Source organism: Psychrobacter sp. H25, from assembly GCF_059076335.1.
This window is the reverse complement of the sequence record NZ_JCACRV010000001.1, coordinates 519628-538042: the sequence shown is the minus strand read 5'-3', so window position 1 is coordinate 538042 and position 18415 is coordinate 519628. Positions and strand designations below refer to the sequence as shown.

The 18415-nt window shown below is 43.4% G+C and carries 15 protein-coding genes and 1 pseudogene; 2 read left to right on the top strand and 14 right to left on the bottom strand.

Annotation, left to right across the window (positions count from 1 at the left end):
- Positions 1 to 29: 29 nt before the first annotated feature.
- The 11 genes and pseudogenes from prpF to AC5JPO_RS02100 form a co-directional block, all read right to left on the bottom strand.
- Positions 30 to 1295: a 2-methylaconitate cis-trans isomerase PrpF gene (gene prpF, locus AC5JPO_RS02150; protein WP_493853148.1), complete on the bottom strand. Its 1266-nt coding sequence runs from the start codon at positions 1293 to 1295 to the stop codon at positions 30 to 32.
- A gap of 61 nt (positions 1296 to 1356) precedes the next feature.
- Positions 1357 to 2115 (bottom strand): TOPRIM nucleotidyl transferase/hydrolase domain-containing protein, encoded by a 759-nt coding sequence (locus tag AC5JPO_RS02145; RefSeq protein WP_493853147.1) that lies wholly within the window; start codon positions 2113 to 2115, stop codon positions 1357 to 1359.
- A gap of 54 nt (positions 2116 to 2169) precedes the next feature.
- Positions 2170 to 2229, bottom strand: a pseudogene (locus AC5JPO_RS02140) (hypothetical protein); the annotation flags it as partial.
- A complete protein-coding gene (locus AC5JPO_RS02135) occupies positions 2229 to 3113 on the bottom strand; it encodes an AAA family ATPase (protein ID WP_493853146.1) in 885 nt (294 codons plus the stop codon). The gene AC5JPO_RS02135 and the pseudogene AC5JPO_RS02140, both read right to left, overlap by 1 nt.
- Positions 3114 to 3205: 92 nt before the next feature.
- Complete coding sequence (locus AC5JPO_RS02130) at positions 3206 to 3469, bottom strand: type II toxin-antitoxin system Phd/YefM family antitoxin (protein WP_493853145.1); 264 nt, start codon at positions 3467 to 3469, stop codon at positions 3206 to 3208.
- A gap of 126 nt (positions 3470 to 3595) precedes the next feature.
- A complete protein-coding gene (acnD, locus tag AC5JPO_RS02125) occupies positions 3596 to 6229 on the bottom strand; it encodes a Fe/S-dependent 2-methylisocitrate dehydratase AcnD (RefSeq protein ID WP_493854002.1) in 2634 nt (877 codons plus the stop codon).
- 292 nt (positions 6230 to 6521) lie between these two features.
- Positions 6522 to 7649, bottom strand: coding sequence for a bifunctional 2-methylcitrate synthase/citrate synthase (prpC, locus tag AC5JPO_RS02120; RefSeq protein WP_493853144.1), 1128 nt, complete (start codon positions 7647 to 7649; stop codon positions 6522 to 6524).
- Between the two features lie 96 nt (positions 7650 to 7745).
- Positions 7746 to 8396 (bottom strand): DUF2059 domain-containing protein, encoded by a 651-nt coding sequence (locus AC5JPO_RS02115; RefSeq protein ID WP_493853143.1) that lies wholly within the window; start codon positions 8394 to 8396, stop codon positions 7746 to 7748.
- 93 nt (positions 8397 to 8489) lie between these two features.
- On the bottom strand, positions 8490 to 9383 hold the full coding sequence (gene prpB / locus AC5JPO_RS02110) for a methylisocitrate lyase (protein WP_493853142.1): 894 nt from the start codon (positions 9381 to 9383) through the stop codon (positions 8490 to 8492).
- A gap of 347 nt (positions 9384 to 9730) precedes the next feature.
- Positions 9731 to 11017 carry an NRAMP family divalent metal transporter gene (locus AC5JPO_RS02105; RefSeq protein ID WP_493853141.1) on the bottom strand — a complete coding sequence of 429 codons (1287 nt, stop codon included), beginning with the start codon at positions 11015 to 11017 and terminating at the stop codon, positions 9731 to 9733.
- 299 nt (positions 11018 to 11316) lie between these two features.
- A complete protein-coding gene (locus tag AC5JPO_RS02100) occupies positions 11317 to 12345 on the bottom strand; it encodes a LysR family transcriptional regulator (protein ID WP_493853140.1) in 1029 nt (342 codons plus the stop codon).
- 238 nt (positions 12346 to 12583) lie between these two features.
- Here AC5JPO_RS02100 and AC5JPO_RS02095 point away from each other — a divergent pair, with 238 nt between their 5' ends.
- Together AC5JPO_RS02095 and AC5JPO_RS02090 are read left to right on the top strand one after the other, a co-directional pair.
- Positions 12584 to 13498 (top strand): hypothetical protein, encoded by a 915-nt coding sequence (locus AC5JPO_RS02095; RefSeq protein ID WP_493853139.1) that lies wholly within the window; start codon positions 12584 to 12586, stop codon positions 13496 to 13498.
- 348 nt (positions 13499 to 13846) lie between these two features.
- Positions 13847 to 14224, top strand: a complete 378-nt coding sequence (locus AC5JPO_RS02090) for a hypothetical protein (protein WP_493853138.1) — start codon at positions 13847 to 13849, stop codon at positions 14222 to 14224.
- A gap of 3 nt (positions 14225 to 14227) precedes the next feature.
- Here AC5JPO_RS02090 and AC5JPO_RS02085 read toward each other — a convergent pair whose 3' ends face one another.
- From AC5JPO_RS02085 to AC5JPO_RS02075, 3 genes are read right to left on the bottom strand one after another with little or no spacing between them, the layout of a single operon-like run.
- The gene (locus AC5JPO_RS02085; protein ID WP_493853137.1) at positions 14228 to 15247 is read right to left on the bottom strand and encodes a Csu type fimbrial protein; all 1020 of its coding nucleotides are present in this window, start codon (positions 15245 to 15247) and stop codon (positions 14228 to 14230) included.
- The gene (locus AC5JPO_RS02080; protein WP_493853136.1) at positions 15244 to 17703 is read right to left on the bottom strand and encodes a fimbria/pilus outer membrane usher protein; all 2460 of its coding nucleotides are present in this window, start codon (positions 17701 to 17703) and stop codon (positions 15244 to 15246) included. The genes AC5JPO_RS02085 and AC5JPO_RS02080 overlap by 4 nt, the downstream gene beginning before the upstream one ends.
- Positions 17654 to 18412, bottom strand: coding sequence for a fimbrial biogenesis chaperone (locus AC5JPO_RS02075; protein WP_493853135.1), 759 nt, complete (start codon positions 18410 to 18412; stop codon positions 17654 to 17656). The genes AC5JPO_RS02080 and AC5JPO_RS02075 overlap by 50 nt, the downstream gene beginning before the upstream one ends.
- Positions 18413 to 18415: the final 3 nt, after the last annotated feature.

Below are 18415 nucleotides of genomic sequence, written 5' to 3'. Positions count from 1 at the left end.
TCGTCAATTGAAATAAGCCATGACTGCGCTTAAAACGCATCCGCTGGCACAAAAACTTCGCCCACCATGATACGCCTTGCTGAGCGACTCATCGACACTTTTTTTGCTTGCCAGCGCCCATTGACCAGTTCTGTTTTTCCGCCAACGAGCAATGTACCTGATGGATGACCAAAACGTACCTCGCTAAGTTGCTGTTCAGATTGACTGCCACCAGCTGCTTGACTGACCAGTGTACCTTGCGTGGTTGCCGCGGCAGCAATGGCGACGGCTGCTGTGCCCATCATGGCATGATGCAATTGCCCCATACTCATGGCACGTACGACCAAATCAATCTCGCTTCCATCGACCGATTTACCACTAGAGGCGGTATAGCTCTGTGCGTTACCAACCCATGCGAGTTTGGGAATGTGTTGGCTGGTTTGTGCTTCACTTATGTCTTTGAATAGCCCCATTGCCACGCCACCTGTAGCGCGAATCATCTCAAGCTTGGCCAGTAGCTCGCTGTTGCTATTGATGTCGCCTTGCAACTCAGTACCCGTAAAGCCCAAATCTTCCGCTTTCATAAAGATGGTTGGGATACCAGCGCTGATAAAAGTAGCTTTGACGCTGTCAGAATGTAGACCGCAGCTCGTCACATCGAAGTCATCGACCAAGTTGCCAGTAGGGAACATATCGCTAGTGGCATCTACAGGGTCGATAAACTCAATTTTGACTTCAGCAGCTGGGAAGGTCACGCCATCTAATTCAAAGTCGCCTGTCTCTTGAACCTGTACTTTGTCGTTTGCGTCTTTATAAACTGGGACATGGGCGATAATGGTTTTACCGATATTCTCTTGCCAGATAAGGACTTCGCACATACCGCTATCTGCGTTGTCATCGATGCTGTTAGCAATCTTGCCAGCGTCCACCAGACCCATATTAATGGCACAGGCACCAACGGCTGCGGTTAAGTTGCCACAGTTTCCCGCCCAATCAATCATAGGCTTTGCGATATTGACCTGACCGAACAGATAATTCACATCGTGATCCGGTCTGTCAGAAGCCGATAAAACAACCGTTTTTGATGTACTAGAGCTACCATTTCCTAGACCATCAATCTGCTTACCGTAAGGATCTGGGCTACCGATAACACGTAGCAAAAATTGATCACGTGACTCGCCAGCGACTTGGCAGCGCTCAGGTAAATCAGACAATTTAAAAAACGTCCCTTTTGAGGTGCCACCGCGCATATAGGTAGCCGGAACGGATAGTTGCGGGGCAAAAGAGGGTTTTGATTCAATATCAGATCGGGTCATTATTGGCTGTCCTTTTTACTATTATTAGATATATCAATAAAGAGTTTTACTCTTAAAACTATCAGCTTATACACCAATTGAAAAAGTCTCTAATCTCGCCTAAATCATGTACACAACTTTCAATAGGATCTGTAGCTAATTTTTGTCTAAACTGAAGCCAGTTTTCGCTTTTCTTACTTTCCAAGCATAAGTGTGGTTCTATGGCGCCTTTAGACCAAACCCAAATAGAATGAGATTTCATGGTTTTTCTTATATTATTAATATGAATAGTGGCATCGCTTTCGGCTGCCATTAGCTCATAAACGTCACTGGCTTTAAAGTCTTTATTTTTACAAGGGTGGCGACCTTTTAGTTCAAAACCATGCGTTGATTGAATTTTCTCTATAATATTTAAACACTCTTCAATAGAGGTATTTTGTTTTTCTATTAAGTTTTGTTTTATTGCGCCTGTAAATGCGAAATCTAAGTCAGCTAGAGCTTTGGTGGCTATTCCCATCTTCTCAAGTATGTCTATCATATTTGGAATATTGTTTGCTCCACTTGCAATGACTAGAGCAAGTTTATGTTCTCCTAGAGTCTTTCCAGTCACACTATTGAAAAGAGCTGGCAGTACTGTTTTTTCCGTAGCTCCTTCAGCTATTAAAATCTTATCAGAAAATAATATTTGTCCAAGATTATAGGTATCGAATAGCAGTCTAGCTTGTGAGTCATTATCAAGTAAGGTTTGTTCAAGAGCTTCTTTTAGTCTTGTAGTTACTATAGTTCCATTATTATTCTTTCTAATAATATTCGTAATCGGTATATCTGATTGTTCAATCATATAAGGTGAATGTGTAGAGAATATAATTTGATACCCTCTGTCAGAAAGGAGTTTAAGAGAAGATCGTAATAACTCAATTGCTTGTGGGTGTAAAAATAACTCTGGTTCATCAATTAAAAGTATGTCTTTCCTTGCTTGGCTACATCTTTTGTTATTTCTGCTAAATGTCTAATCAATGTCATTTGAATAGCACGCTGTGAACCATGACCCATATCGATAAAGTCGGACTGTCTTGCTGTGCCAACTTCCCTAACTTTGATTGTTCCTTGTTTAAACAAATCTGCAATACTTGGAGTTGGTATATCAATATTTAATGATAACCCCGGAAAGAAATCACCAATTTTGTCATTTATGGAGGAATCAAAATTAGATAACTCATGCAGTCTTTCACTACCATTTAAATTTAGTTTTTTCCCCACTACTTCAAGAGCACTATTTATCTCTGTTGCTTTAGAATTTATAATTTCTGTTTGTAGGTGAGCAATGAGCTTGCCTATTGTATTGCTGGCTTTGAACTTAGAAACATCCTCTGCTGAATCTTCCATCGAATTTATGAAAGTTGGCTCAGGAAATAATGTGGTTATTGCTTGTGGTAATCCATTAGGATTTATCCACACACCAAGCTGTAGTTCTGAAGGTTTCTGTATACCCATTACAACAGAGTTTTTTCCAATACCAGGTTTTTCTTGAAAAAATCTAACATATAATGACCCTTCTTCAATATGTGGCTCAAGGCTAGTGATTTGTCGTTGGCTTAAATGTTGTAGAGAGTTGTCATTTAAACCTTCTAGTAATGCAATAATTTCGATAGGTTTTGTGTTGTCAAAAAAGCTTGATTCATTTTGACCTTTTCCACGTACTAAAGTATCCACACACTTTAGAATATTTGATTTACCAGCGTTGTTATATCCAACCAAAGGCGTATAGTTTTCAAGAGTTATCTTTGTTTCTTGGCATGATTTATAGTTCTTTATGTGTAATTCTTTAATTTTATGCATTACTACTCCAAATCATATTTATCAAACTCAAGTTGACTATCTAATCCTGAGATAGCTTACCAGAAATCATAGTAAAAGAGGTGAGAGCTGATTTAATATGAGGTATTATTCTTAAGACCATGTACCCTAACTTGACCCGCACTATACTGTTGAATAGACTCAGCTAAATGTGAACTATTAACAGGTGACCTTAATAAGTAGAGTGTTTCCATCAAGCCATTGTAATGAGCAAGCGACATGATAACTGCACCCTTATTGTTTTGACGACCTATAGTGATCAGGTTATCATTACAATTTACAGTATCTAAGACCGCTTCAAGGTCTTTGTTCGCTTTAGAAAAACTGATAGTTTTCATAGAATTTCTCTTAGTAATAACCTCTATAAAATATCATACAAATATCCATTATTATCAACGAAAAAACCGATGCCATATAAAAAACTATAAAGCATCGGTTCTTATGTGATTCAAATTTTGTAGAACCTAAACAATATCTAATGTACCTTCGATGAACTCTTTGGCAAAGCGTTGTAGCATACCGCCAGCATTGTACATTTTGACTTCATCAGCCGTATCTAGGCGGCAGATGATAGATGTTTCAGTAGTGCTACCATCTTTACGATGAATGGTTAAAGTCATGAGCCCGCCAGCTGAGACCTCACCTGTGACATCAAAGGTTTCCGTGCCATCGATATTCAGCGTATGGCGAGTCACACCTTCCTCAAACTGTAGCGGTAGAGCGCCCATACCGACTAAGTTTTGGCGATGAATACGCTCAAAGTCTTCAGCAACGACGGCTTCTACGCCAGCGAGACGTACCCCTTTTGCAGCCCAATCGCGACTTGAGCCTTGACCATAGCCATCACCTGCGATGATGATAAGTGGCTGCTCACGGTTCATGTAGGTCTCAATCGCTTCCCACATGCGCATGACTTGACCTTGTGGCTCTACGCGAGCCAAAGAGCCTTGGATTACCTCGCCATCTTCATCACGTACCATTTCGTTCAATAGTTTAGGATTGGCAAAGGTGGCACGTTGCGCAGTTAAATGGTCGCCGCGATGGGTCGCATATGAGTTATAGTCCTCAGCAGGCAAGCCCATCGTGTCTAAGTACTCGCCAGCAGCGGACGTACCAAGAATGGCATTCGATGGTGACATATGATCGGTTGTGATGTTATCACCAAGGACAGCAAGTGGACGCAGGCCTGTCAGTTTGTTTTTCTTAGCCATTTTGCCTTCCCAATACGGTGGACGGCGGATATACGTGGTCATCTCACGCCAGTCGTACAATGGACTTAGCGCGTTGCCAGTGTCTTTTTTGGCTTCATCAAACATTGGGATATAGACGGCATTGAACTGCTCAGGCTTCACGGCAGCAGCAACGATGGCATCGACCTCTTCATCATCGAACCAGATGTCTTTTAGATAGACGTCGTTGCCATCCATATCTTGACCCAGTACATCTTTTTCGATATCAAAGCGGATGTTACCAGCGATGGCATAAGCAATTACCAGTGGCGGTGATGCCAAAAATGCTTGCTTGGCATACGGATGGATACGACCATCAAAGTTACGGTTACCAGATAGCACTGCCGTGGTAAATAAATCATTTTCGATGATTTCTTTTTCGATATCAGGGTCTAGCGCACCGCTCATACCGTTACACGTCGTACAAGCAAAGCCGACTACATCAAAGCCAATTTCTTGCAACTCTGGCATCAAGCCTGCTTCTTCTAAGTACATCTTGACCGTTTTTGAGCCAGGTGCTAAGGATGACTTCACCCAAGGCTTACGTAATAGACCTTTGGCATTGGCGTTACGAGCAACGAGACCCGCAGCCACCATGTTGCGTGGATTTGAAGTATTAGTACAGCTGGTGATCGCAGCGATAATTACTGCGCCATCTGGCATGAGTCCATCTTTTGGCTCTGGTAGCTTTTGATCAGGCGCGTGGGCGATGCCTTTGGCAACCAAATCATCGGTCGATACGCGGGCATGTGGACGCGACGGTCCTGCCATATTACGACCTACTGATGACAAATCAAACTCAAGTACACGTGCATACTCCGCTTTTTCCATGCCGTCAGCCCATAGGCCTGTCTGCTTGGCATACTGCTCAACCAGTTTAATCTGCTCTTCACTACGACCAGTCAGTCGTAGATAGTCAGTGGTTTGCTCATCGATATAGAACATCGCGGCAGTGGCGCCATATTCAGGCGTCATATTAGAGATTGAGGCACGGTCACCAACAGTCAGCTGACGAGCACCTTCACCAAAGAATTCAATATAGGTAGAGACCACACCTGCATCACGTAAGAACTCAGTCATCGCCAGTACCAAATCCGTACCGGTAATGCCTTTTTGCAATTTGCCTGTTAATTTAACACCAACGTAATCAGGCAGGCGCATATATGATGGGTTACCTAACATGACGCTTTCGGCTTCTAGACCGCCAACACCGATTGAGATCACACCTAGGGCGTCGACCATCGGTGTATGGCTGTCAGTACCAACCAAGGTATCAGCAAACGCGACTTCTTCACCGGCTTTATTGCGCACGACCTGTACGACAGGTGACATTTTCTCTAGGTTGATCTGATGCATGATGCCGTTACCAGGCGGTACGACGTTTACATTGTCAAAGGCATACTGACACCAGTTAATAAAGTGAAAACGGTCATCGTTGCGGCGCTCTTCAATCGCGCGGTTTTTCTCAAATGCATCGTCTTCAAAGCCTGCATGCTCAACGGCCAATGAATGGTCAACGATAAGCTGAGTTGGTACGATAGGGTTTACTTTAGACGGGTCACCGCCTTGCTCAGCGATAGCATCACGCAAGCCTGCCAAATCAACAAAAGCAGTCTGACCCAAGATATCATGACAGACCACGCGGGCAGGATACCAAGGAAAGTCCAAGTCTTGCTTGCCTTCGATATGCTGCTTTAGCGCATCGGTTAATTCTTCTGGTGGGCAACGGCGTACTAGGTTTTCACACAATACTTTTGAGCAGAATGGTAGCTTATCATAAGCGCCTTCTTCGATACTCTCGACCGCTTCGCGGGTGTCAAAGTAGTAAAGGTCAGTATCAGGAAGCGGTTTTTTGAATTCATCGTTCATAGGTTGTACGAGGGCGTTGTCCATAAGTCACCTTGGCTGTTGGCTAATTTTAATAAATAGTTAAACGTCGATATTAGATAAAAAGTCATTCCTTTAGCAAAATCATCGTTTGCGTAGGCTTTGCTAAAGAAGCGATATTGAAAATTAAAAGGGTATGGTCTATAAAAAAGATAGCGTATGACGATTAAACCTGAAAAACTCATAGCAAGGCTCAATCATCATACCTATATCAGCTAGCACTGCCGCTAGCTGATAGTAAGTACGTAACAATAGCTACTCAAAAGAAATCAACTTAACGCGCACTCATCTCTGGTACTGGACGCAGCTCTTCACCCGTATATTCTGCACTTGGGCGAATGATACGGTTATTGGCACGTTGCTCAAACACGTGGGCTGCCCAACCAGTCAGACGTGAACAGACAAAGATAGGGGTGAACAGTTTGGTTGGGATACCCATGAAGTGATAGGCAGAAGCATGGAAGAAATCAGCATTACAGAATAGCTTCTTCTCGCGCCACATCACTTCTTCACAGCGTACCGATACTGGGTATAGCACTTCATCACCAACGTCCGCAGCTAGCTTCTCAGCCCAGCCTTTAATCACCACGTTACGTGGATCTGACTCGCTATAGATCGCATGACCAAAGCCCATGATTTTGTCTTTACGAGCCAGCATACCCATCATTTCTTCTTCGGCTTCATCAGGTGAGTTAAAGCCTTCAATCATATCCATCGCCGCTTCATTCGCTCCGCCATGCAATGGACCGCGTAGTGAACCGATTGCACCAGTGATACAAGAATGAATGTCAGATAAAGTAGATGCACACACACGAGCGGTAAAGGTCGACGCGTTAAACTCATGCTCTGCATAAAGGATAAGCGAGACGTTCATCACTTTTTCGTGTAGCTCGTTTGGTTTTTCGCCTTTGAGCAAATGTAAGAAATGTCCGCCAATAGTGGCATCATCTGTATCAGTCTCGATACGTACATTGTCGTGGGTAAAGCGATACCAATAATTGATAATCGATGGGAAGGCCGCCAGCATACGGTCAGTTTGATCGTTTTGCTGAGCAAAATCGGTTTCAGTCTCAAGGTTGCCAAGCATAGAGCAACCTGTACGTAGCACATCCATTGGATGCGCATCAGCTGGGATACGTTCAAGCACGTCTTTTAACGCTTGTGGTAGGCCACGCAGGCTTTTGAGTTTGACTTGATAGGCATCAAGCTCGCTTTGAGTAGGCAAGTTGCCGTATAACAGCAAATACGCTACTTCTTCAAAAATACATTTATCTGCCAGCTCTGATACATCATAACCGCGATAGGTCAGACCAGATCCTGATTTGCCAACGGTAGATAGAGAGGTTTTACCAGCGACTTGTCCACGTAGACCTGCGCCTGAAAGTTCTTTTTGTGCTGCCATGTTTACATTCCTTTTGTTGGTAGCTTTTTTGAGTGAAAACGGTGTTTCTAATAATAAATTTATTGGTCAATGACTGACTATAGCGCCAGTCCAGCGTTATGCAGGCTGTGGACCGTCTAAATCGACGTTACAACGCTCAAATTCAGCTTCAATAGGGTCATTTAAGACTTCCATTGCACTGCCTTCACCTTCTGCATTGTTGATCTTCATATACTTGGCACCCAGTGGCGACTCCATAAATGTCTGAATCTCAGTCATTTCTTCTGGAGTAGGGTCAGCCATTGGCGTTGCCACCTCTTCGCCATTCATGACGCGCAATTGCTCATTGCCAAAAGCAAGCAGTTTTTTCCCTACATCCGACGTATAAAAGTCATCTAACTCTTTTAACTCTGCATCGGTAAACTGACTCTTATAAAAACGATCGACTTCGGCTTTGCCCAAGTCTTTGTCCCGTGACTCGAGGCAGCTGACTTGCTCTTCACTGAGCGCGCCGCTATTAATGATTGGTGAAAACAATAGGCTGTTGACGGTATCTAGCGTAATCGTCGTCATGATCAAGTCATCTTGAGAGACAGCGTTCGATGGCGCAGCTTGGGTCACAGCAGTATCGTTTGTTTCACTGGTAGTCGTGTCAACGTTATCGACGGTTTCTGGCGTTTTATCACAGCCAGTGATGAGTAGCAGCCCCGCAAGTGTACTACTGAGTAGTGTCGCTTTAAGCGCTGTATGGGAAGTAAACAATGACATAAATAACCTAAAGGTAAATGAATACGAATTTCAAGAAGATAAAACACCCAGAGGTAATTTATCTTCTCAGCGTTGCTAACAACCAATCATTGGTTACTTGTTACCAGCAAATAGCTTGTCTAATGTCTGCTCAAACTCATGATAGTTTAAGAAATCATAAAGCTCCATGCGAGTCTGCATGGTATCGACGACTTTGTCTTGCGTGCCGTCATTGAGTAAATGCTGATAAACGTTCAGTGCGGCTTTGTTCATAGCGCGAAACGCTGATAGCGGATATAGCACCATCTCGACACCCACACTATAGAGCTGATCAGTGGTATATAGATCGGTCTGACCAAACTCTGTCATGTTTGCCAATACTGGAATATCTAATACATCAGTGAACTTATGATACATCTCGATATCGGTTAAGGCCTCAGCAAAAATCATATCTGCACCAGCTTCTTGGAACGCAACAGCACGTTCAACCGCAGCGTCGAGACCTTCAACTGATAATGCATCAGTACGTGCCATGATCACAAAATCAGGATCCGTTTTTGCGTCTAATGCCGCCTTTAGACGATCTACCATTTCTGAGATGCTGACGATTTCTTTATTTGGGCGATGACCACAACGTTTTTGTGCCACTTGGTCTTCGATATGTACTGCCGCGACGCCTGCTTTTTCCATCTTTCTGATGGTTTGGGCAATATTGAATGCGCCGCCAAAACCCGTATCAATATCGACTAGTAGTGGCGTATCGACTGCGTCAGTGATACGGCGAGCATCTTCTAATACGTTATCAAGGCTAGTCATACCAAGATCAGGTAGACCAAATGACGCGTTTGCGACGCCAGCACCAGAGAGATACAACGCTTGATGACCGACTTGGGTGGCCATCATCGCTGTATAAGCGTTGATAGCGCCTGCAATCTGTAATGGTTGATTGTTGTTGTTTTTTTGAGTGAGTGCACTGCGAAAGCGTGCGCCTGCTGAAGAAGTTGTCATGCTAGTATCCTTGCAGATAGAGAAAGTATTATCGTTGTTGTGACTGATTATACTCAATTATTAACTTATAAAAATCTTACTAATAGAATTATTGATTATAATAAATAAAAATATATATTAAATTTTTTAATATTATTCATAATATAAATAGCATTATGTATATATTGGTGATCTGCTAGGATAAGTATTCATATTACTCAAACAACCATGTTTAATCATTATTTATATTTTACATTTAGTTACAATTACTAAGCCGATATTCTTTATCCGCTAAGAATTAATCATCAAAAAAGCCCTGATAGCTAAGCTATCAGGGCTTTTATTTGAGCGAGACTACAAATCTTAGTTTAAGAGAATAGACCTGCTAAGTTTGCTAAGAACAGCAATGCAAAACCTGCTAAGAATACCAAACCTGCAATAGACAGTGCGTTCATACCTGCTGATAGTTTCTTATGCTTTTTGACCAGTGAGTAATTCAACCAACCAAAGATAGGTGCAGAGACAAATGCCGATATCATGGCAAATTTAAGCATAGCGCCTAATTGTCCTGTGAAGAAGGTAATAATCACTAGCCCGCCACCGATGGCATAAGTCGTCCAAAATGCGATCTGCTTTTTATTGATCTCACTCTCACCTTTGAGCAAACGCCAGCACTCAGCATTGGCGCGTCCATAACCATCAGCACAGGTGATGGTCGTGCCAAACATACACATAAAGGCGACAAAAGCGACCAGTAGTCTCGACCATTCACCGATGGTTGCGGTATACATATTAATCAGCTGGTTGATATACGCGCCGCCAACCAATTCAATCTCTTGTCCTGAGCCATACTGGACAAACACACCTAATGATAAGAAAAACAACGCCAAAACTGCTGAAACCGCATAACCCACATTAAAATCAAGTAAGCCTTGGCTGTGGGTCGTGTGATCTGTTTTAACTTTGGCAGAAGTCCACATAGAGGTAATCGCTGCAAATTCAAGCGGTGCAGGCATCCAGCCCATTAGCGCCACAATAAAGCCTAATGTCGCCAAATTCCAAGGAGAGGCGGCAACAAAATCTACTGCCATCACGGTAGGCTTGCCAGCAGCAATGATAACCGCTGCGATAGTCGCTGTCGTAAGTGCAATCATGATCCACTTGGTGACGCCATCGAGTAGCTTATAGTGACCGGCTATCAAAAAGAACCAAGAGACCGCAACGATGATGAGAGACAACGCCATCGTCGATAGTCCAAGGGAGGCGGGTAGCATAAAGCCCAAAATTACTGCCGCAATCAGTGAGACCGCACCAGTGCTAATGACCGCCGATAGGATAGAGAGAATAAAATATACCCATAGATATAGCTTTGAGCGTTTGGCGTAGCCTGCAATTAAGCTCTCACCAGTATCGTAGACATAATCCGTTGCAAAGCGAAAAAACGGATACTTAAAAACATTGGCCAAAACAATCATGATTGCAAGCTGCCAGCCATATATGGCACCAGCCTGTGTTGACGAAATCAGATGCGAGCCACCGATTGCAGCGGTCGCCATTAAAATACCAGGACCAAAGATGCGCCAACTAAAGCCTTCTTGCTGTGCTGTGACCGTATCGTCAGTGGTATTTGGGTTATTGAGTGGTTGTGTGGTCATGAATACCTCTAAATGTTTAAAACGGCAAATTATCACTTACCTGTGTCAGCTTGCCAATGATCAGTAGACAACCGATTTATGAGTTATTTTCTCTAAAACGATTAGTCTTGTATCGACTTTAGCACACCAGTACGCTTCAGGAGAATGATTATTCTATTTATTAATAGTGATAGTTATTACTATTTGTTTGCATTGCCATTCTTTTTGGTTAGCATAATCACTCGCTAATATCAAGCATTAGTGAGTGTTTATTTTTCAGCGGTACTTTATAACACAATATCTATTGGATATCTGCTCATTTAAGCTTGAGAGACAAACTTTTGCGGTCGGTAAGTAATGCCTCGCTGCTCGTATACTTGATAGATGGCGTCTAATAAATTAGAAATACTTGGGTGGACAAAATCTTTGAGAGTATGTAGGTAGATAGGGGAGGTGACATTTTCGTGCACCAAACGCTGGTAGCTTATTTGTTCGGTACGTACGGTTTTTAAGCTGGCAGGCACCAAGGTAATGCCTTCTCCAGCCGCGACCAAACCTAGTGCTACTTGTAAGTCACTTACTGTCGTCGTCATATACGGAGATATGCCGTACTGTGCAAATAAATGTAGCAAAGGTTCAGTGATTGGCTCATTAGATGCAAGTTGCTCGCCTGTATCTTTAACTGGTTTATCTAAATGAGTGTTGTCTGAATAACTACTAGCGTGTGGCGCGGACGTTACTGTGGTTGCTATCGGTAAGTGCGTTTGATGATATAAAATCAAGCGGTTGTTTGCCAGATCTATCAACCGCTGTTCCTCCACATAGGCAAGAGGATGTGACTTGGGTAGTGCAACCACATAGCGTTCATGACGCAGTAGTATTTGCTGAATCCAAGGATCTTGATGCGCAAAACGCCCAAAACCAACGTCAATGTCACCAGATTTGAGTGCGTCCATCTGCTGATATGAGCTAATATCTTTTAGATTAACCTCAATATCAGGGTCAGACTGTTTTAACTTGGCGATGATTTCAGGTAGTAGACCATATAGCACTGAGGGCACAAACCCAATATTGAGCGCAGTACTCGGCGCAGATAAGCGCTGGGTCATACTGGTCACGGTCTCGATTTCTGTCAGTATGGTGCTTATCTTATCGTAAAAAAAATTGCCCGCTTCAGTCAGATGTAGAGGTCTGTGGTAGCGATCAATCAGCACCACACCAATATCGGTTTCAAGCTGCTTGAGTAGGCGGCTCAAACTTGGCTGCGATAACCCTGTTTGTGTCGCAGCAGCACTAAAGCTACGCAAATCTGCGACCGCAATAAAGGCGTTGAGCTGTTTTAAATCCATATTATCGAGCCTATCATGATATATGTGGTCTTCATAAGGTGTTGTCTGAATAGATGTGTATGCAATTATTTGAGATGATACGCATAATATTAGTGATATCGCACAAATTGTGCTTGAAGATAGGAGTGTGAGCAACTATATTGAGAACTAATGCTGCTGTTACATTTTAGCAAGAAAATTATCATTCATCTTAGCAATCATTTACTGCCAGCTGAATAAACTGGCTTGGTGTTATTCTATGAGCGACGACAAAAAAAACATCGGTACTGACTTTGATGAAGAGTTGGCCAAACTGGTGCAAGAAAAGTCGCGTAAGCGTACCAAAAACGATATCTATGAGCGTTTTATTAGCCGTGTTAAGAGCACTGAAGATGACGAAAACATAAGTGACACAGATAAGTTAAAACCACTGAACACGGCAAATAAGCTACCTGCTTTTGAGCCTTTGAGTGCAACAGAGCTACTACTCTTTGAAGAAGACAATAGCGATCAAGCGCAAGTTTTAGAACCAGTAGATATCAAAACAACAAACGCTACCTTTGATTTTTCAAATCAAAACGCACTGTCCCAGATCAGTCGACCGAGTACAGATGCGCTTAGTGGTACTCTTAAAAGCAACACTCTGAGCAAGAATAATTATACGGAAACCCAGCGCCTCGATACTGGCTTGGACGATCAGTATGTAGACGATAATGAGGAGACAGATACTTCTTTTACTGATGAGGATTCGGATACTGAAGGCACATCATCAGAACCACATATCGCAGAGACAGCACCCTCACAGAGTACGACCACAAGTAATAAAAAACCTATCATCATTGGTATGATTTTTGGCTCATTACTGATCGCTATAATAGTGCTCACACTCATATTCACAGGTGTATTATCAACCTCTACATCTGAGGCTGATCGTAGTCTCGACAACAGCGCAGAAGCAGCACCTACCACAGCACCTAGCTCTGACGACGACGCGCTAGTACCAGTTATACAGCAAAGCACTCCAGATGACGATATGCAAAACATATCCATGAGCGATGAAGTAGAGGAAGAGCTTGCCAGCGATGTAACTACCTTAGAGGCTGAGGCAGCCATCACTTATGAGGATTTCAGGGAAGAGTCACAGACCACACTATACCGCGAGACCAATGATTAACTCAGTATGTAGTTATGTAGCATCGTGTTGGTATCTATCATCATCCTATAACATTCTATCTAGCAACTGACACCATCTAACCGCTATTTTCTAGATCTATTAAAAGCATTGTAAAAAACTGACACTTTAGTGCCATCGGTCATATAATCTTGTCCATTTGTACCAAAAGACATTGCAATGTAACAAAAATACCATATTATTATACATATAAGGCGATTAGAAAACCGTCAATCATATGGACTGATTTGGTACTTACTTATGGACAGCTTAGAGAATTCAGGTAGTAAAGGTATAAATCGACCTACCAGCATGTTGTCTCCTACAAATACCAATAAACGACGAAGCACTGTGTTTACCATAGTCAGCGTCTTTCTTATTTTTGTAGTGGTGACCGCATTTGTCTCTTATCGCATCTCATCAACTATCTCTCAAACCTCAAATTCGGGGACTGGTTTAACCATTAGCCATGACCACTCTTTGCTTTCTAGCCCAGAACACACACAGAACCCAGATATCCAAGTCAGCCATGTCATAACTGATGTTAGAGAATCAGACACCATTATTAACTATAATGAGTTTAAACAAGAAGCTCAAAACATATTGTTCCGTGAAGAAGAGGAAGTCATACAGGCACAGTCTAATTCACATAGTGTCGCGCCTACGGTTAGCACAGAAGGTTTTAGAACAGAAGCGGATAAGACCTTATATAGTGATAGTGAGTATTGAATGTCAGTAATTGATGGTGATGGTTACCGTATCAGTGTACTGGTCGGGCATAAAATCCGTACTCGGGACAGTGACGTATACTGTCTGAGAAGTACTCGTACCGGTCCCACTACCAGTGACGCCATTGCCGCTCGCGTTTGCTACGTCGCCCCATATGGCGCCACTAGGACCTGCAGTACGGCGTAACTGATAAGGTACCTTGTCTGTATTGCTACCAGTACCACTCATCATACCAGCGCCAGCTGCATCACCGTTTGATGGTGCTAGCCCGATATTGTAGGGCGCTGCATTTGTACAAGTCATGTCGATAGCATCATTGTGACTGCCAACGATAGTGGTCTGATTGGCCATTTGATTACCCAAATTGATATCAGAGGTTGCATTGATATGGCAGCTAGGGACTACTGTTGCCTGAACGCCAAATAGTAAGGGCTTTGTTTCCTTACCAATGTCGGTAATACAATTAGGGGTGGCTAATAGCGCTAAGGTGTCCGAATAAGTAATGGCGGTACCACTGGTATTAAAATTATTGATATATGTGCCTTGTGTGGCAAGGTTATTGTTATAGCCTGGTAATAAAGACAGCTTGATTGGCACATCGACTGAGATACTACCTCTGGGGGCGATGGTATGTACGACCGACTTGTAGACTGAACCAGACGTATTGCCCCATATCTGCTCTCCTGGTAACGTCATACTAAAGGCTAGGCGAGAGTTATTAATAGTGTTTTTCAAAAATCGCGGCGATATCACACTCGGGTTATTGTCACCACCATCAGCTGATAAGCAAACGGATACCTTCATACTAAGCAGCAGGTCAGTATTCTTACAGGTGTAGTTTAGCGTTGCATTGATACTGGTATCGTCAGCGTTGCTGGGTGTGAGCGCTGTACTTATAGCAATGAGGCTAGGGCTGACACTTGCGTTACAGTCCGCTGTCAAAATAGCATTGGCATGGCGAGCCAGTAGACAGCAGCCCATCAGTAGAACCAACCAATAACACCAGTGCCATAATGACTTCATGGTTGTCCCTCTTTGCAAATGATCGGACCAATAAGCGGAATATTATTGTCCTGATGCTGATAATCAAAGCGCGCTTGGCAAGTATTGCCGTCAGGTGTAGTGACGTGTAGTACATTTTTTTCACCCAACATATCTAAATACACCTCGCCATCAAAGCCCACAACAGCATCTAATGTATCTACATTATTTACAGTTTTGTTCGATATTACCTTTACCTGACTACCTAACGGTAAGTGCTTACCTGTACCGTCTTGTAGAATGACAGATGCTGCATTCACTGGTGTCATGTCTATATTTACTATCATGCCCACTTGTTCTGCTGGCGTTGCTTTCATACTGACTTGATCGATTCTCATGTTGGCAGGCAAATCCATAGGATTGATGCTTATTTTGTTATCCTGATAGGCATTGAGCGGGGATAGTAGCAATAATCCTTTATCATTGGTTCTGCCAATTGGACTGTTCTGCAATAGGATTGGCACATCAGCCACACCGCTTGTAGAGACAACGGCAAAGCTACTATTGATACTCTTTGATGCAAATAGCCCGCCGCCCATCATAACCAGAGCACCTGACGCACCGCCATAAAAAGAATGATTATCCTCATTTAAGGTTATACCTGCTTTCAATTGTCCATAGCGTCCAAGATGGTTCAATTCCGCTAGTATGTCATGACGGTCCGCACTATAGCGAGATTGCGCGCGCCAGCCCATACCGCCAGTATTGGGTGCCGCTTGTACCATATCAGCGACCAACAAAGATTGCTGCCCTTGCTGTTGCAAACTGCTACTTGCTGCGCGCTGTTGACCCAGTGATATAGAGGCACCAACGAGTACACTGCTATCAGCATTGTGAAAGTCGTGGTTCAGGTTGGCAATTAGCCGTATACGCTGGCCTATGTTTTTGCTCCAGTAGGCACGCGCAATTTTTATTGAGTCCTGCTGATTGTACGTGACTTTATTGTAGCCAATACCAAAGCTTCCTGCAGATTGGGTATTATAACCTGCTGATATCTGCTCGCTTCTATGAATAGGGATGGATCCGTATTTGGCAGCAATGTCGCGATAGTTACCCTGTGTACCAGTAATCCCGACTCCTATATTGATACGACGATTACTCCAAGAATAGTTTGCACTATATTGCATACCATTATCGACTGTATCTTGGCTACCCGCTAGCGACGCAAACAAAACCCCACCGGTACGTCCTAACAGCCATGTGCCGCCCATACCTGCATTTTTGAGATTCTTGGTTGCTTCTATATGAGTTTCTGCAGTGAATCGGTTGTTTACACCGTAACGCCACGTACCACTAGCAGCGATATCCTTAGCATAATGAAAGGACTCAATACCGTAATCTTTACGGACAGCGCCTACTTCAAATGACCAGTCTGATAACCCTGCTTGCAATAATCGATGTGTACCATACAACGAAAAATCGAGCGTTTGGTTTTGACCTAGCGCATCAGTTACGACCAGTTGTGCCATACCGGCACCCTCGAAGCTTGGCACAGTGGTAAGCTCAAAGGGGCCTGCAGGTACGTTGGTATCAAACTGCTTAAGTCCATTGACATAGAGTTCTACTGCTGACGGCAGCGTCGCTTTACCAAAAAATGACGGTAGCGGTGTGGTTGTCTTATAAGGTTGCAGCGAAAAATTGCTACCGATCTGTAGACCACCTAGACGTGTGGGGCGCGTCCATGACAATGCACTGGTCAGCATATCTCCTGCTTGAATACTCAACAGACTATCAGGAAATGACCGACGCCAGCTGGTATCTAAGCGTACCGTACGATGGTGCCAACCATCTTGAGCATGACTTTGTGCTGCCGTGATTGCTGTGTTTTTTAGCACTCCAAGTTGATTGAATGCTCGCATCTCTGTATAAGCATTGAGGCTATGGGTACTATCATCACCGTATGTGCCATATAGCGAATAGTTCAATAAGACGCCAGGCGATGTATGAGCCGTTGAATGTTTAGGGCGATAATTGCGATATACCGATGGTTCTATATCTAGAGTATCTATGGGCGCTATAAGGGTTACGGTTTGCAAGCGAGCATTATAATCGATACTCAGTCCAGGAATATCACTTAGTGAGAGCGGTGTCACTGTACTAGGGGGCAGCAAAAAACCAATATGCCGTAATACATTGGCGCTTGCCCATAATTTCTCATCATAATGAATAAAATGAACCAAGCCGACATTCGAGCCATTCAACGTCACTTCTAGATATAAATCAAGACCATCATCCGGGTCGTTTGCATCTAACTCTGCACGTACGTCCTTTATATATGAATCGCTATGATCACTTAGACCAAGTTTTGCCAGTCTTTGCTGATCAGCTTGATCTACTAGCGAGTTGGCAGCATGGCCACTAGATGTAATAGTAATGCATAACACCAGGTTAGTTAGCAATACCTGATAGCGTGATGTCGGGTATGATTTTATCTCCATTCATAAGCACCTCAAATTGACCACCTGTGGTGAGTACGGTGGGTGGCAGCTCGAACACCCATGTCATGGTAGCACCTGGTAATACGTAACCTAATAAACCTCTGGTAAGAACAGTACGGTTGTTATGCTTGTCTACAAAGCCTAGTGCGGCGAGCTGGGCATGAGCATTGCCACTGTTGCTCACCTGCAAGGTTATCTGCTTGGTACTAGGCTGTGTCTGCATCTGCCACTGTAATATCGGCTGAGGTTTCTCTACAAATTTGGGCTGAATAAACACTGGCACAGAGTAACTTAAAACAAACTGTATCCCAGGTTTTTCATTGGTCGTGTCAATAGGCAACTCATTGATCAATAAACGATAGGCATCTTCTACGCCTGCGCCCTTTTTTATTTGCGTATTGGTTTTGATTATACGAACAAGCTGCTGTTCACTAGGGTTAAGCGATAGCATCGGCGGACTGGCAAGTAGCCCACGTGATAGCTGTAATTGATCACCCGTACTATCTTGTGTCCAGTGATACACACGTATTTGTGCACTGATCCTATCATTGCCTGTATTCATCAATGTCAAACCGTCGGCATTTTGGTGACTCTGTAGCGAGAGGGAGATAGGAGATACTTGTAGTCCGCTCGCGCTTGCGCCACTACTATATATAAGTGTTCCAAGAAATCCGCACATCGCAATGTGTCGTAACCTGTGACCTAACATGGT

Excerpts from the sequence above, each read along its gene's own strand:
- prpF (WP_493853148.1), bottom strand. The coding sequence starts at position 1,295 with ATGACCCGATCTGATATTGAATCAAAACCCTCTTTTGCCCCGCAACTA.
- AC5JPO_RS02145 (WP_493853147.1), bottom strand. The coding sequence starts at position 2,115 with ATGATTGAACAATCAGATATACCGATTACGAATATTATTAGAAAGAAT.
- AC5JPO_RS02135 (WP_493853146.1), bottom strand. The coding sequence starts at position 3,113 with ATGCATAAAATTAAAGAATTACACATAAAGAACTATAAATCATGCCAA.
- AC5JPO_RS02130 (WP_493853145.1), bottom strand. The coding sequence starts at position 3,469 with ATGAAAACTATCAGTTTTTCTAAAGCGAACAAAGACCTTGAAGCGGTC.
- acnD (WP_493854002.1), bottom strand. The coding sequence starts at position 6,229 with ATGAACGATGAATTCAAAAAACCGCTTCCTGATACTGACCTTTACTAC.
- prpC (WP_493853144.1), bottom strand. The coding sequence starts at position 7,649 with ATGGCAGCACAAAAAGAACTTTCAGGCGCAGGTCTACGTGGACAAGTC.
- AC5JPO_RS02115 (WP_493853143.1), bottom strand. The coding sequence starts at position 8,396 with ATGTCATTGTTTACTTCCCATACAGCGCTTAAAGCGACACTACTCAGT.
- prpB (WP_493853142.1), bottom strand. The coding sequence starts at position 9,383 with ATGACAACTTCTTCAGCAGGCGCACGCTTTCGCAGTGCACTCACTCAA.
- AC5JPO_RS02105 (WP_493853141.1), bottom strand. The coding sequence starts at position 11,017 with ATGACCACACAACCACTCAATAACCCAAATACCACTGACGATACGGTC.
- AC5JPO_RS02100 (WP_493853140.1), bottom strand. The coding sequence starts at position 12,345 with ATGGATTTAAAACAGCTCAACGCCTTTATTGCGGTCGCAGATTTGCGT.
- AC5JPO_RS02095 (WP_493853139.1), top strand. The coding sequence starts at position 12,584 with ATGAGCGACGACAAAAAAAACATCGGTACTGACTTTGATGAAGAGTTG.
- AC5JPO_RS02085 (WP_493853137.1), bottom strand. The coding sequence starts at position 15,247 with ATGAAGTCATTATGGCACTGGTGTTATTGGTTGGTTCTACTGATGGGC.
- AC5JPO_RS02080 (WP_493853136.1), bottom strand. The coding sequence starts at position 17,703 with ATGGAGATAAAATCATACCCGACATCACGCTATCAGGTATTGCTAACT.
- AC5JPO_RS02075 (WP_493853135.1), bottom strand. The coding sequence starts at position 18,412 with ATGTTAGGTCACAGGTTACGACACATTGCGATGTGCGGATTTCTTGGA.